This is a genomic window from Velocimicrobium porci (assembly GCF_009696045.1).
Lineage (GTDB): Bacteria > Bacillota > Clostridia > Lachnospirales > Lachnospiraceae > Velocimicrobium > Velocimicrobium porci.
In genome coordinates, this window is the sequence record NZ_VUMT01000001.1 from 331,814 (window position 1) to 347,032 (window position 15,219).

Sequence of the window (15,219 nt, forward strand, 5' to 3'; positions counted from 1 at the left end):
CTTTTTACTCACGAATCTGCCCATTTCCATAAATAATATACTTTGTAGTAGTAAGGGCACGTAATCCCATTGGTCCTCTGGCATGTAATTTTTGTGTACTAATTCCAATCTCTGCACCAAAGCCAAATTCAAACCCATCGGTAAATCTAGTAGAGGCATTTACATAAACAGCGGCTGCATCAATTTCATTCAAAAATTTCTGTGCATTTTTATAATTACTTGTAATAATAGATTCCGAATGACCTGTATTATACTTATTAATATGTGAAATTGCCTCTTCAATACAAGAAACTGTTTTTACAGAAATAATTGCGTCTAAATATTCCGTTCCCCAGTCTGTTTCTTTTGCAGCCTCTATGCCTTTGCATACCTCTGTTGCTTTTGCATCACCTCTGACTTCAACCCCTTTTTTATTCAATGCTTCAAAGATTACAGGCAAAGCTTTATCTAATATATTTTCATGAATAACTAACGATTCACAAGCATTACATACTCCTAACCTTTGAGTTTTTGCATTTACAATAATTGACGTTGCCATATCAATATCTGCATATTCATCCACATAAATATGACAATTTCCCGTTCCTGTTTCAATAACCGGTACCGTACTGTTCTCTACTACTGTTTGAATCAATCCTGCACCACCTCTTGGGATCAACACATCAATATATTGATTTAAACGCATCATTTCTCTTGCTGTTTCGCGATTTGTAACCTCAACTAATAAAATACTGTCCTGTGGAAGCTTTTCTGCTTCCAACGCCTTACGAATTACCTCTACAATTGCCTTATTAGAATAAATTGAATCGCTTCCACCCCGAAGAATAACTGCATTTCCCGTCTTAAAACATAAGCCAAACGCATCTAAAGTTACATTTGGTCTGGATTCATAAATAATTCCAACAACTCCGATTGGGACTCTTTTTTCACCAATCTGTAATCCATTTGGACGTAATTTCATGGATGTAACTTCCCCAACCGGGTCATCTAATGTTATAATCTGCTCCAATCCATCAGCCATGCTCTTGATTCTTTCTTCGGTCAATTGCAACCGGTCAATTAAAGACGCCTTAATTCCTTTTTCTTTGGCGTTCCATACATCTTTCTTATTTGCCTCTAACAATTCCTCCGAATGCTGAATCAAGGCTTCTGCAACTGCTTTTAATCCCCTGTTCTTATCCTTTACTGATAACTGTCCCATATAAATAGAAGCTTCCCTCGCTCTTTTTCCTAATTCTTCCATGTATTCCATCTGATTATTACACAGTATATTTTTAATACACTGCCTCTCCTTTCTTATTTCTTGCAATTTACATTCTCACAATTTTATTTTTTATTGCCTCTCCTAATACTCTATTTCCACCTTTACTCTCTCGTATATCTACTCCCTTCCGGAATATACCCCATGTATTAGAATCACCAAAACGCAATCTTTCTTTCATAGTCTTTCTCCTTCATACCACACTTTTTCTAAACATAGTCCTTTTGCCGGTGCTAAAGCCCCTGCTGCTTCCCGTTCTCTTCTTTCTAAAATACGCACAATCTGCTCAGGTGTTATTTCTCCCAATCCAACCTCAATTAAAGTTCCCGCCATAATTCTTACCATATTATACAAAAATCCGTTTCCCTCAAATGATAAAACAATTTTACTTCCCGCCGAATATATATTTATCGCATAAATCGTTCGAATAGTAGATTTTTTCATGCGCTTATTTGCACAAAAACTTTTAAAATCATGTTCACCAATCAAATAATCTGCCGCCTGTTTCATTTTTTCTAAATCCAATGGTTCCTCGACTGTATACATATAATTTCGTTCGAATACATTTGGAACATTATCATTCCAAATTGTATAGTTGTATCTTTTTTTTACTGCATTCAGTCTTGCATGGAACCGTTCCTTTACTTCCATTACCTCTAATACCGCAATGTCATTTGGAAGATACTGATTTAAATAATTTTTTATCTGTTCAATCGGTAACTTACTATCCGTAATAAAATTGGCAACCTGTCCTTTTGCATGTACTCCCGCATCTGTTCTTCCGGAACCATGTATTTCTATTTCTTCTCCTGTCATTTTCGATAAAACCTGCTCTATTTTCTCCTGAATCGTCTTACTTGTGTTTCCCTGCCTTTGCCAGCCATTATATCTTGAACCATCATAAGATATTACAAGCTTTATATTTCTCTTCATATAATATTAACCTTTTTCCTTTTCCCGTAATTCACACTTAACTAAAATTATAATAATCCTGCTAAATTTTTTCAACTATAGAAATACATAAAAAATTATTTCTATCACTTATTGCTTTATGGTATACTAGATTCTAATATAGGAAAGGAAATAAAAAAAGCCATGGAAAAAGATGAAATTATTATTCGTAATGCAATCATACATATATTAGATACTTCAGTCGGAATGCCTGTATTATCCGACACCGTATTAAATCTTTCACCGGATTTAAATGACTTTATTCGTGAACATATTTACCGACTTGCATCTGGAGATGACTTAAAAAAGTGTCAATTCCATGAGGAAGATTCATATGTCTATTCACTTTTAAAAGATTTTTCAGAAGAAAATCTAATTCCATTCAGCCAGCAGATTAGCAATCACTTATATCAAATCATGAGTCAAAATGTAGATATACCATCTGCCGATTTTTTAGTAACAACATTTCAATATCAAAGCGAACTTTATCTTGCATTTTTAAAATTAAATTATAAAGAGTCTTTTATTCACCTGACAGGAGAATCGGATGGCTATAACTGTAATGATATTATAAAATATAAAGCTACTCTTCCATCCGGAAGTTCCAAGCTTTCTGAAGCCGTATTAATTCAAATGAGTACTCTGACTCCACAGGTAATTGAAAAAAAATATGAGATCAATGGCGTAAAAACAAATTATCTCTCCGAACTTTTTCTCCAATGTAAGACAAAGCTTTCTTCCAAAGCAAAGCTTAATATCGTGACGAAAGCGGTTGAACAAATTAATCAAAAATACTATGAAGAAAATTTTGATAAACATATGGAAGCAAAAAGTATTATTCAAAACGAATTAGCAGAAGAAGGTACCTTAAATATTGAAACCATCAGTGAAAAAATATATGGAGATCAGCCGGAAATCAAAGAGGCATTTACAGAAAAACTTGAAAAATATAATATTCATAAAGAAGAAGTCACTCCTCAAAGCAAGCAGACAATCCGAAAATTAGAAAAACAATTCTTAACTACGGATTCCGGTATTGAAATTAACATTCCAATGGAAGAATACAAAAATCCAAACCATGTGGAATTTATTACAAACGAGGATGGAACAATTTCCGTCTTAATCAAAAATATTAGTCACATTACTACAAAATAACAGAATTTTGTTTACCAACGACATAAATAGTGATAAAATAGTACTATATTGAATGTTGAGAGGATATATAAATGCAAAATCAAAAGTTGCTTAAGAATATTCATAAGCTTAGTTTTAAGTTGTTTATTTCAACAATATTTCCTATTACTATTGTTTTAACAATTGCCGCTATTTTATGTATTAATACTGTTTTTTCTTCTACGAACAATTTGATAAAACAACAGCTAAAGGTCGAGAGCGATTCCAGTTGTACCCAGATTCTCGCACTTTTAGACCAGTATTTATCACTGCTTTCAAGAGAAAGTAATAATAATTGTTTGCAGAATTATTTGAGGGCACTTACTTCTGATAAGACTCCAAAAACTACAGCTTATTATACGGATGTGGAAAAGATATTGAATAACATATCTCTTGCAAAACCAGACGTCATTTTATTTTCTTGGATTGCCGATTTTGACAGCCAGTATGGTTTTAGTAATTCGGATGCGAATTGGTCGGTTGATTCAAAAAAATGGGATATCCAAAAACAACCGTGGTATAAAAACACAACAGCTAATGATTTACCTTATATAACCGATATATATAATGCTCCCATTCAGAACCTTCCGGTTGTTTCAATTATAGTTCCAATTTTAGATGAAAATACTGGAACTTGTTTAGGTGTCCTAGGCGTTAATATTAAACTCAATTACATAAAAAAATTTATTTCAAAAAATCAACAGCTTAGTGAAATGCAAAATATTATCATTGATGGAAATAATAAAATTCTTTCCCATCCGAATGATGAGTATTTGGATACAAATATTTCGGACTATTTATATTCCGATGTGAAAACAATTAATAATACAGAAAAAAATCAGGAGCTTTTTTCATATTCCATAGAGAATCAAAAATTTTTAGCTATAATTACAGACCTGCCCGGCTACTCATGGAAAGTAATAACAACTGTACCTAAAAATTACAGTCACTCGCAAATTGCACCTTTAGCCCATAATATTTTAATTATTTTAATTGGCTGCATATTGGTTCTATTCCTTGTAATGATGACCATTTCAAAAAGAATTGCTTCACCTTTAGAGAAAATTACTGCTGCAGCAAAGGAAATTGCAAAGGGAAACTATTCCTTTCGAATTTCTTCATCTGCCAAAGATGAAATTGGTGAATTAGCAAGAGCCGTTGATACTTCGATTCATGCACTACGTCATCGTGCATTATTTGATGATTTAACACAGATTTATAATGAATATGCACTTACTACGCAAATCCAGACATTGTTTAAGGAAAATCCTACTTCCTTCTTTGCAATTATCCGATTTGACATTGCAAGATTCAAACTAATCAATGATATGTTTGGCGAAACTAAAGGCGACGCTCTGCTCCAATATATTGCCAATATCCTAATTGATCAGGTTTCACCAGAGTCTGCATTTGGAAGACTAAATAATGATGTGTTTTGTATTTGTCGTAAGTATACAACAAAAGATGAGCTAGTTGACTTCATTGATAAGCTTTCTTTGCATATTGAGGCTTTTCCTATTAATTTTAATTTAATTCCTTATTTCGGAATTTGTATTTCCGTACCATCAACTGTTCCATCCATCAGTATTCTGTTTGATTGGTCTAAGCTTGCCTTGAATACAATAAAGGGTAGTACTTTAACAAATTATGCTTTTTATGATTCAACTATGCGTAATCAGTTGTTAACCGAAGGCAAAATTGAACGGGAAATGGTAAAAGCTCTTAAAACAAAACAATTTCAAGTATATTTACAGCCTAAATGTAACATTAAGTCGTCTGAAGTTGTAGGGGCAGAAGCACTGGTTCGTTGGATTCATCCTATGGATGGATTTATAAATCCTGCTTCTTTCATTCCTTTATTTGAAAAAAACGGTTTTATTGTCCGTCTGGATGAATATGTTTGGGAAGAAACCTGCCGTATTCTCAGAGAATGGTTAGATAAATCCTATCGGGCAATACCAATATCCATCAACATTTCAAGGGTACACATGTTTGACCCGGAATTTATAAAAAAACTTCTTCATCTAATAAAGACTTATCAGATACCAACTCATTTACTTGAGCTTGAATTTACGGAAAGTGTATTTGTAGAAGATATAAGTCAGCTTTATTCTATTATGAATCAGCTAAGAGAAAATGGCTTTATTTTAGCAATGGATGATTTTGGTTCTGGTTATTCTTCTCTTAATATGTTAAAAGAAGGACCAGTTGATGTTATAAAAATAGACAGAGAATTTTTAAATGATACCGTAACCACTGATAATGGTAAAATCGTAATTAGAAATACAATTTCAATGATAAACCAACTACATAAAGGTATTGTTGCTGAAGGTGTTGAAACAAAGGAACAGGCAAACTTTTTATTGAGTGTAGGCTGTAATATTGCTCAAGGCTTTTATTACTCCAAACCAATTTCTCAACTAGAATTTGAAAAATTTGCGTTCCATATAAATACTTAAAGCATTTACAATAAATATAAGCAAATGGAGGTACTAAATATGAATGAATCCAGTTTTTCTTTATTAAGTCAAGATGAGATAGATACTCTCGTAAGATTCCTTTCTGAAAAGCGAGTATCTAGCGATGTATTATCACAAGACAGTATTGACAAATTAATCCGTCTTATTAAACACAACGATATAAATAGAGTTGCTTTAGATTCTATTGGTTTGCCAATAGAGCCGGCATTTGATATTTTAAAAGAATTGCATATCCGTGAGGATAGCTCTGAAGTATGCGAATTATTATTCGAAGTAAATGAAAATACACAATATGTTACACTAATTGCAAAAAATACACAGACCGGTACACAGTACGAAATCGAACCTTCTACTTTAGATCGTTTGGAACTATTAGACGGAACCTCTGCTTGGGGATATTCGATTCCACCGATTTTATTTGATAAAATTGCAAGAATTTTTTCATTAAAATATTCCCGTAAAACTTACGATGCAATCTGTTCTTTATATGCAGTAAAAAACTTTGGCACAAAAGAACACAAACTACCATCAATTTACTATCCAACAAGTAATCAGATATTAGATAATTTATTATAATTTCACAATGTATTATCGAGGAAGCAATGGATAAAATCACACATCTGTTTTGCTTCCTCAATACATTCTTTTTGAATTGAAAAATATTCTTCATTTTGATGAACGAAATAAGACATTTGCTCAGAGGCTCCCATAACCTTATTCAAATATAATGCTATATTTCTAGCTGCCTGTTCTTTCTCTTCCATTGACTTTACAGCCAATAATTGTTCAATCTCTCTTTTTATTTCCTTTGCATCATTTCGAATAATATCTGAAAGATTCAGCATTTCATATGCAACCTCTTCTAATTTATCCTGAGATTCTCCAAGTGTTTCTATTGTTTCCTGAACTTTATGTCTCATCTCTTTCATTCAATTACCCCTTCCTACATATAGTTTAAGATTTCCCGAATATTTCTTAAACCGATTAACTCCATTCCATTGACTTTGTCCTGTTCCATGGAATCCAAATTAACTTGTGGTAAGATACACCGTTTATATCCCATTTTTGCCGATTCCATAACTCGTTGTTCAATCAAAGTAACCGCTCTTACTTCTCCTGCCAATCCCACTTCTCCAAAAATAATCGTATCACTATCCAATGCAAGATTCCGATAACTTGACAAGATTGCAGCAATCAATGCCAAATCCAAAGCCGGTTCGTTAACCCTCATACCTCCGGCAATATTAACATAAGCATCACAATCAGCTAAAGAAACGCCAAGTCTTTTCTCAATTACAGCCATCAATAAATTAACTCTGTTATAGTCCATTCCTGCAGCAGTTCTTCTTGGCATATTAAAATTTGTTCTGCTAATCAATGCCTGTATCTCTACAAGAATCGGTCTTGTTCCTTCCATTAAACAAGTTACTACAGAACCCGACTCTCCTTCTGGTTTTCCTTTTAACATGTATTCAGATGGATTGACAACTTCAGCTAATCCATTGCCTCTCATCTCAAATACCCCGATTTCATTTGTTGAACCAAAACGATTTTTAACTGCCCTTAAAATTCGAAACGATGCTGTTCCGTCACCTTCAAAATATAAAACCGTATCAACCATATGCTCTAATACTCTTGGTCCTGCAACAACACCTTCCTTTGTCACATGCCCAACAATAAAAATAGAAATTGCCAAATCCTTTGCCAAGTGCATAAGGGTTCCTGTTGTTTCCCGAATCTGACTTACACTTCCAGGTGCAGAAGAAACTTCTTCTTTAAACATCGTCTGTATCGAATCAATAATCACAACTTCCGGCTTAATTCTTGTAATCGTATCTTCTATTACATCAAGATTGGTTTCACTCAGAAGCAGCAATTCGCCATCAAATTTTCCAAGACGTTCCGCTCTCATTTTAATCTGCTTCAATGACTCCTCACCGGACACATATAATACTTTGTGCTGACTATACGATAATTCTTTACACATCTGAAGCAACAGCGTTGATTTTCCAATTCCGGGGTCACCACCAACTAAAACAAGACCGCCAACTACAATACCGCCTCCAAGTACACGATCAAGCTCTTTCATTCCAGTTAAAATCCTAGTATCTTCAACAATCGAAACGTTAGAGAGCAATTCCGGTTCTCTCTTTTCAAAACGACTGCTTTTTCCTATGCTTCCATAAGACCTGCTTTTATAGGCATTTGTTTTTGGGCTTACAGGTTCTTCTACGAAAGTGTCCCACTCTTTACAAGCGGGACACTGACCTAACCATTTACTTGATTCATAACCACATTCCTTACAGAAAAAAACGATCTTATTTTTTGCCATATTCTTATCCTAAATGAACAATCTTCACAGATTTTTCTGTTCCTTCGTCCAAAGATAAACTGATAGAAAGTTTTCCTCCAAGGTTTGTCTTTACTGTGCCGATACTAATTCCATCGATATATGCTTCGTATTCTGTTTCTGGTTCTAATTCTAAAGTAAATTGAGCATCTTCAAAGCTTTCTACCAAAAATTCTACTTCTTTTTCATCTACTTTAAAATTTTTAACAACTGTTCCAGGAACTGATTCGTATACAAACAAACCGTTTTTTTCTAATTTTGTAATTTCTTTAAATGTTTTTACTTTATAAAGATCTCCAAGGAATTCAAAATCAGAAACTTTTGACTTAGTATCTAATGTATAGTCTCCAAAACTCAATGTGTTGTTTGTTTCTTTGCGTATAAGCCCTTCAATAACTGACATGGTCAAATCCTCCTAAAGTTATTATCTAAGTGTCTTCATTATATAATATATCGACAAATTTTTCTACTATTTTATTTTTTTACCACAAATGCAATTTCTTTTCCTTTTAATCGTATTGATACCTCATCGCCTTCTTTCACGGTTCCATCCAAAATAGCTTCCGCAAGCTTATCCTCTATACTTGTCTGAATTGCACGTCGAAGTGGTCTTGCTCCGTATTTCGAATCAAATCCCGTGCTGACAATCTGTTCAATAACTCCTTTTGTTGGATTTATCGCAATATTCATCTGGGCTTTCGTACGTTTTCCAATTCCTTTCAGCATAATTGAAACAATCTCTCTGATGTTGTCTTTTGTCAAAGAATGGAACACGATAATTTCATCAATACGGTTAATGAATTCTGGCTTAAACAGACGTTTTACCTCTTCCATAACACCATCTTTCATTTTCTTATAATCTGCTTTTTCATCTACATTCGATGAAAATCCTAATGTCTTTGGAGATACAATCCGCTCAGCCCCTGCGTTAGAAGTCATAATTATAATTGTATTTTTAAAGCTTACTTTTCTTCCCTGGGAATCTGTAATATGTCCATCATCCAAAACCTGTAATAAAATATTAAATACATCCGGATGTGCTTTTTCGATTTCATCAAACAAAATAACTGAATATGGGTTCTGTCTTACCTTTTCACTTAATTGTCCGCCATCTTCATGTCCAACATATCCCGGAGGAGAACCAATTAGTTTTGACACACTATGCTTCTCCATATACTCGGACATGTCAACACGAATCATTGCATTCTCACTGCCAAACATTGCTTCTGCCAATGCTTTTGACAACTCCGTTTTTCCTACACCAGTCGGTCCTAAAAACAGGAAAGAACCAATTGGCCGGTTTGGGTCTTTTAAACCGACTCTTCCCCTGCGTATCGCCTTTGAGACCGCACTGACCGCTTCTTCCTGTCCGACAACACGTTCGTGTAGAATCTTTTCCAGCTTTCGAAGGCGTTCCGTTTCTTCCTCCGCAATTTTACTTACCGGAATTTTTGTCCAGCTTGAAATAATATCAGCAATTTCATTTTCTGTTACATAATAAATTTTTTCTTCTTTTTCTTTTTGCTCCTTTTTCTTGATTGCCTTAATCTTATCAAGATTGAGCATCTGCTGTTCCTTTATTTCTCCGGCACGCTCATAGGCTTCTTTTTTAATTGCTTCTTCTTTTTCCTGCTCCAGCTCCTTATTTTTTTCTTCAAGCTCTCTGATTTTTGGAGATGCGGCATAAGAGCTTAAACGAACTTTCGAAGCCGCTTCATCAATTAAATCGATTGCCTTATCCGGAAGATAACGATCATTAATATAACGAGAAGACATTTTTACCGCCGCTTCAATTGCATCATCTGTAATCGTTACTTTATGATGTTCTTCATAACTTTTTCTTAATCCCTTTAATATTAAAATCGCTTCTTCTTCCGATGGTTCTTCTACATTAACCGGTTGAAAACGTCTCTCTAACGCAGCATCCTTTTCAATATACTTTCGATATTCCTCTCTTGTTGTGGCACCGATTAACTGTATCTCACCTCTTGCTAAAGATGGTTTTAAAATATTAGAAGCATCAATTGCTCCTTCAGCACCGCCAGCACCAATAATCGTATGCAGTTCATCAATAAACAGCAATACATTTCCGTCATTCATTACTTCTTGTATTACCTTTTTAATTCTCTCTTCAAATTCTCCGCGATATTTTGAACCTGCTACCATACCAGAAAGATCTAATGTAAGAAGTCTTTTATCTTTCATCGTGTCCGGAACATTTCCTTCCACAATTTTTTCTGCAAGACCTTCCGCAATTGCTGTTTTTCCAACACCCGGCTCTCCAACAAGACAAGGGTTATTTTTCGTTCTCCGGCTTAGTATCTGGATTACTCTCTGAATCTCGGTTTCCCTTCCTATTACAGGATCTAAATGTCCTTCTTTTGCGTAAGCAGTTAAATCTCTGCTATATTGGTCAAGAGTCGGCGTTGCAGATCTTCCTCTTCCTTTTCCTTTGTTTGCCATATATTCATTTTTGGCACTTCCAACATCTTGTCCTACTGCGGTCATAAGATCAACATATAATTTTTGAACATTAATTCCAAGTGTATTAAGAAGACGAACTGCAATACAATCTGACTCTTTAATCAGCGCAATTAAAATATGCTCTGTTCCAACTAAATCACTTTTTAATCTAGAAGCTTCCCTGTAACTTTGTGCTAGTATTTTTTGTGAACGAGGTGTAAAATTTTCTTTGTCAGCCATCTCTAATTCAGTGGCAGGCGCAATCAGCTGTTCAATTAAGTCAACCAGCCGTTCCTTATCTACACCATTCTCTTCAAGTACTTTGCTTGCAACCCCGGGTGTTGACAATAGACCAATTAATAAATGCTCTGTTCCTATATAATTATGTGCTAATTCGTAAGCTGTTTCTGTTGCACTGGCTACAGCTCTTTTCGCATTATCAGTAAACTTTTCAAACAAAACTTAGTCCTCCTTATTTTTATAAGATTGGTAACATTGTACGGATATATTCGGCACGAATTTTATCCCTCTGAATATTTCCCAGCATTTTTCCTTCTCTTTGCAAAAGATTATATGGCTGAATCTCCATCATAAGTCGGAAAATATTATCTTCTTTATTTTGACTCTTCAATATTCCTGTGTCAAATCCAAATTTAATTTGCGACAACAATGTCATCGCATCTTTTGTATTTATCTGTCTTGCATACTTTAATACACCATAAGAGCGGTAAATCTGATCTTCTATAATGTCATAATTGTTCATAAGTACATACTCTCTTCGTTTTCGCTCCTGTCTGATTACCTGCAATACAATATTATTTAAATTGTCTATAATCTCTTGTTCTTTATTACCAAGCGTCTTTTGATTTGAAATCTGGTAAATATTCACTGTCCCTTCTGACCCTTCGCCGTACATGCCTCTTAACGTTATTCCGTATTTGTTTAACTCTTCTGACAAAAGCTTTAACTTTCCTGCAGCAGAAAGAGCCGGCAAAAATACCATATAAGAGGCTCTAAGACCTGTTCCGACATTTGTCGGACAAGTTGTCAGATAACCATATTTTTCATCAAATGCAAATTCCATTTTAGATGACGCAATATCATCAATCTCATTTGCCAATTGGAAAGCTTTTTCAATGTGCATTCCCCCGGCCATTCCCTGAATTCGTAAATGATCCTCCTCATTTACCATAATACTCAAAGACTCATTTTTTGAAACAATAAGACCTGTTTCTTGTTTTTTATTAACAATCTGTGGGCTCAGTACATGCCGTTCCATCATGGCAATCCTCTCTGCTTTCGAAAGCTTAGAAAGATTACAAAAATAGAACACTCCATCCGAATCGGTAAGACCTGAAAGTTGACCCATTACTTCATTTACCAGACTTGCAGCACCTTCTGCAGACATTCTTGTAGAAAACGGATATTCTCTTAAATTTCTAGCTAAACGTACACGGCTTGAAATAACTACATCACTAAAATTTCCTTTTTCCTCAAACCACTTTTCCATTTTATACCTCCCTCGCCGATTCCGCCTTCTTTTCTAACTCTTCCTGTTTTCTCAATTCTTTTATCTGATCGCGCAGCTTAGCAGCTTTTTCATATTCTTCTCTCTGCACCGCTGCCTGAAGCTCTATCGTAAGCTTATCGATTTCTGTCAGCTTTATTTCTTCCTCTTCTTGCTTTACATAACCTGCCGGTCTTTTTCCTGTGTGGACATCCGCTCCTTGTATTTGGCGAATTCCCTTATCCATTACCTGCTTAAATACATGATAGCAATCTGCGCAGCCAAACTTGCCTTCGTTCATTAACTGCTCATAAGTCATTTTACAAGTCGGACATTGTAATTTTAACAGTTCCTCTTCCTCTTTTGAAATGGAATCCGCATAGTAATTGCTAATAATACTAGAAAGCAAACCACCGATTGTCATTTCTCCTGCCTCAGACTGATTCTGAAAAGAAGTATATTCTCCTGCACATTCCTCACAAAGAAATTGCTCTTTTTTCTCACCATTACTGATTTCTGTGTAATATATCTTCGCCTCTCTCTTGTGACATCTACTACATAGCATGATTAGCCCTCCTTATTAAATTCACTGAATATCTGATCAATAATCTGATGGGCTTCTTTACAGGATACTCCTTTGCAAATTCCTCTGGCAAGGATTACCCGCATTGCTTCCTCCATCTCCAGCTTCGCCTGATATTTGTCAATATCCAGTGCGACAACTGCACCCTTTCGTCTATCCAGCTTCAGATATCCTTCCTGCTTTAATATAGTATATGCTTTATTTACTGTATGCATATTAATTCCTATATTATCTGCCAGTTCCCGAACAGAAGGAAGACTTTCCCCTTCTCTCAACTGTTCATTGGCTATCCCAATAATAATTTGATTCCGTAATTGGATATAAAGTGCCTCATCACTATTAAAATCAATTGTAACGACCATATTATCACCAACCTTTACATCCTTAGTTATATTATCTTTAGTTATATTTGTTATACATAAAGTATAACATAACCAAAATAAAAGTGCAAGATAAACCCTTGAATGATGAGGAAATACTTATCATTTCCATTGATAAATTTTAACTTTCAGTATAAAATAACTTATAAAAATATAATTTTATTCGATAGGGAAAAGCAATATGAAAATAGGTTTAGTTCGACATTTTAAAGTACACTGTCCTCATAAAAGAATGATGACTTCAAAAGAATTTCGTGAATGGTCCGAAAAATACGAACATTCTAAAGTAATAAAAAAACCCGTTGAAATGTATGGAATTGAATGGGACATCTGCTATTGCAGTGACCTTCCAAGGGCTGTTACAACAGCAAAAGAAGTATATAGTGGAAATATTTATTTTGACAAACTGCTTCGTGAAGTAGATAATGCACCATTTATTCATACGGAACGATTAAAACTTCCATTTGAAATATGGCATATATGCGGACGCCTTGCCTGGTTTTTTCGCTCCAAAAGTCAGCCGGAATCCATCCAAGGTACCCGTAAACGGATTAATCAGTTTCTTGATAAAATTGATTGGGAAAAAGAAAATATTCTAATTGTATTTCATGGCTTTATGCTTTTTAATTTTCAACGGGAACTTCGAAAACGCGGATTTCACGGAACAAATGTACGACATGTAAAAAATGGTTTTTTGTACGAATATACAAAAGAATAAGAAAAAGAGGCTGATATAACAAAAAAGATATTACTTGTTATATCAGCTTCCTTTTCTTTTTAACTCTCTTAATATTTAAAATCTTTAAAAATGTCATCGTCTTCGTCATCAACTGCTTTCTTCTTCACGAACTGAAGTGCTAAAATGACAGACAAAATAGTGCAGACAATTCCCAAAATAACAATCACAACAATCAACTGCATGTTATCATTCGAAGAATCGGTCTGTTCTGTTTTATCTTCCGACGTTCCGTCTAATTGATAAGGCTGTATTGTCTTTGTTGCACTGTTATACTGAAAAAATCCTGTATTTCCTTCCTCATCTGTACCATATAATAAAAAGAGTTTGCTCTTCCAGTCATTGCTTTTCATATAAGCAGGAACTGTAATCCCATCCATTCGAAGACTCGTTTTCTCATACCCTTTCAATAATTCATCTTCATTTGCCTCTTCAATCGTAAGAGCCATAAACTGCGTCAGTTTAATCTTGCCATCTTCTTTATTGCAATGAATCCCTGACAGTTTCTCTTTCTCAACGGATTCATCACTTTCTTTCGAAGCATTTTTTGTCACTTCGATTGTATATTTTTTTGTACGACCAAGAGAAGAAGTAAGACTGATTACAATTTCATTCTTTCCTTCCTGCAATGCTTCATTCCCAGATATAACTACCTTATCACCTTTATTTTTCGGGATTGCAGATACCCCTATTTTATCCACCGTACTGTCTACAACCACTTTATATTCATAAACTTCAGGCTCAAATAGCGGAGCAAGAATTCCATCTGATATTGTCAATGTTTCCAAAGCCGGATAAACGCCTTTGTCCTTTGTCTGTTCCTTAACTTCTGGATTATTTACCGTTTCTTGTTCTGCGGTTTTCTTGGTTTCTCCAATCTCCATACTCAAATTGACTGAAGATACCGACATTGATACTTCCGAACTATCATAAATAGAGGCATCGTTTTCCACCTCAAATTTACAAGTTCCATTTTTCTTTGCTTCAAACGTTAACGGATATTTTTTGCGTTTACTCTCCCCGCTTGAATTCCAATCTGAAATCATAACCAATCCATCTCCACCAGTTGCATACAAGCCTCCTGATTTAAAAGAAACCATTTTCGTATCAAAAGAAACAAATGCTTCTACATTTCCTATTTCCTCAGAAGACTCTATAAGAACGACAACTGTAAAAGTGTCACCACTTTTCACTACTTTCCCCGGCTCAGTTAATGATATTGTCGCACTGGCAGCCAGCGAAACTGTTCCAGACAATAAAAAGCCTGAAACGCTAAGTATACACACAATTAGCCAAATATGAATCTTCTTTTCTTTCATACTTTTACCTCCATTT

15 protein-coding genes are annotated in these 15,219 nt (G+C 34.8%); 4 read left to right on the plus strand and 11 right to left on the minus strand.

All coding sequences use genetic code 11. The features are described from left to right. Window positions 1-4: 4 nt before the first annotated feature. From FYJ58_RS01450 to truA, 3 genes are read right to left on the minus strand one after another with little or no spacing between them, the layout of a single operon-like run. Window positions 5-1,252, minus strand: a complete 1,248-nt coding sequence (locus tag FYJ58_RS01450) for a glutamate-5-semialdehyde dehydrogenase (protein ID WP_154516280.1) — start codon at window positions 1,250-1,252, stop codon at window positions 5-7. Between the two features lie 58 nt (window positions 1,253-1,310). Next, a complete protein-coding gene (locus FYJ58_RS15005) occupies window positions 1,311-1,442 on the minus strand; it encodes a hypothetical protein (protein ID WP_268892653.1) in 132 nt (43 codons plus the stop codon). Next, the gene (gene truA, locus FYJ58_RS01455) at window positions 1,439-2,194 is read right to left on the minus strand and encodes a tRNA pseudouridine(38-40) synthase TruA (RefSeq protein WP_154516162.1); all 756 of its coding nucleotides are present in this window, start codon (window positions 2,192-2,194) and stop codon (window positions 1,439-1,441) included. Before truA ends, FYJ58_RS15005 begins: the two co-directional genes overlap by 4 nt. Before the next feature lie 162 nt (window positions 2,195-2,356). Here truA and FYJ58_RS01460 point away from each other — a divergent pair, with 162 nt between their 5' ends. From FYJ58_RS01460 to FYJ58_RS01470, 3 genes are all read left to right on the plus strand, one after another. Continuing rightward, window positions 2,357-3,367 (plus strand): nucleoid-associated protein, encoded by a 1,011-nt coding sequence (locus FYJ58_RS01460; RefSeq protein WP_154516165.1) that lies wholly within the window; start codon window positions 2,357-2,359, stop codon window positions 3,365-3,367. Between the two features lie 71 nt (window positions 3,368-3,438). After that, window positions 3,439-5,844 carry a bifunctional diguanylate cyclase/phosphodiesterase gene (locus FYJ58_RS01465; protein WP_154516168.1) on the plus strand — a complete coding sequence of 802 codons (2,406 nt, stop codon included), beginning with the start codon at window positions 3,439-3,441 and terminating at the stop codon, window positions 5,842-5,844. Window positions 5,845-5,883: 39 nt separating this feature from the next. Next, window positions 5,884-6,441: a hypothetical protein gene (locus FYJ58_RS01470; RefSeq protein WP_154516171.1), complete on the plus strand. Its 558-nt coding sequence runs from the start codon at window positions 5,884-5,886 to the stop codon at window positions 6,439-6,441. Window positions 6,442-6,443: 2 nt separating this feature from the next. Here FYJ58_RS01470 and FYJ58_RS01475 read toward each other — a convergent pair whose 3' ends face one another. The 7 genes from FYJ58_RS01475 to FYJ58_RS01505 all read right to left on the minus strand — a co-directional run bounded on the left by FYJ58_RS01475 (window position 6,444) and on the right by FYJ58_RS01505 (window position 13,130). Further along, window positions 6,444-6,794: a hypothetical protein gene (locus FYJ58_RS01475; RefSeq protein WP_154516174.1), complete on the minus strand. Its 351-nt coding sequence runs from the start codon at window positions 6,792-6,794 to the stop codon at window positions 6,444-6,446. 14 nt (window positions 6,795-6,808) lie between these two features. Beyond that, on the minus strand, window positions 6,809-8,197 hold the full coding sequence (radA, locus tag FYJ58_RS01480) for a DNA repair protein RadA (protein WP_154516177.1): 1,389 nt from the start codon (window positions 8,195-8,197) through the stop codon (window positions 6,809-6,811). A 4-nt stretch (window positions 8,198-8,201) separates the two neighbouring features. Then, window positions 8,202-8,618, minus strand: coding sequence for an endosialidase (locus tag FYJ58_RS01485; protein ID WP_154516180.1), 417 nt, complete (start codon window positions 8,616-8,618; stop codon window positions 8,202-8,204). A gap of 71 nt (window positions 8,619-8,689) precedes the next feature. After that, on the minus strand, window positions 8,690-11,137 hold the full coding sequence (locus FYJ58_RS01490; RefSeq protein ID WP_154516183.1) for an ATP-dependent Clp protease ATP-binding subunit: 2,448 nt from the start codon (window positions 11,135-11,137) through the stop codon (window positions 8,690-8,692). Between the two features lie 19 nt (window positions 11,138-11,156). After that, window positions 11,157-12,188: a protein arginine kinase gene (locus FYJ58_RS01495; protein WP_154516186.1), complete on the minus strand. Its 1,032-nt coding sequence runs from the start codon at window positions 12,186-12,188 to the stop codon at window positions 11,157-11,159. Between the two features lies 1 nt (window position 12,189). After that, on the minus strand, window positions 12,190-12,750 hold the full coding sequence (locus FYJ58_RS01500; protein WP_154516189.1) for a UvrB/UvrC motif-containing protein: 561 nt from the start codon (window positions 12,748-12,750) through the stop codon (window positions 12,190-12,192). Window positions 12,751-12,752: 2 nt separating this feature from the next. After that, window positions 12,753-13,130, minus strand: coding sequence for a GntR family transcriptional regulator (locus FYJ58_RS01505; RefSeq protein ID WP_154516192.1), 378 nt, complete (start codon window positions 13,128-13,130; stop codon window positions 12,753-12,755). Window positions 13,131-13,329: 199 nt separating this feature from the next. Here FYJ58_RS01505 and FYJ58_RS01510 point away from each other — a divergent pair, with 199 nt between their 5' ends. Then, the gene (locus FYJ58_RS01510; RefSeq protein WP_154516195.1) at window positions 13,330-13,866 is read left to right on the plus strand and encodes a histidine phosphatase family protein; all 537 of its coding nucleotides are present in this window, start codon (window positions 13,330-13,332) and stop codon (window positions 13,864-13,866) included. A 68-nt stretch (window positions 13,867-13,934) separates the two neighbouring features. Here FYJ58_RS01510 and FYJ58_RS01515 read toward each other — a convergent pair whose 3' ends face one another. Then, the gene (locus FYJ58_RS01515) at window positions 13,935-15,203 is read right to left on the minus strand and encodes a cadherin-like beta sandwich domain-containing protein (protein ID WP_154516198.1); all 1,269 of its coding nucleotides are present in this window, start codon (window positions 15,201-15,203) and stop codon (window positions 13,935-13,937) included. Window positions 15,204-15,219: the final 16 nt, after the last annotated feature.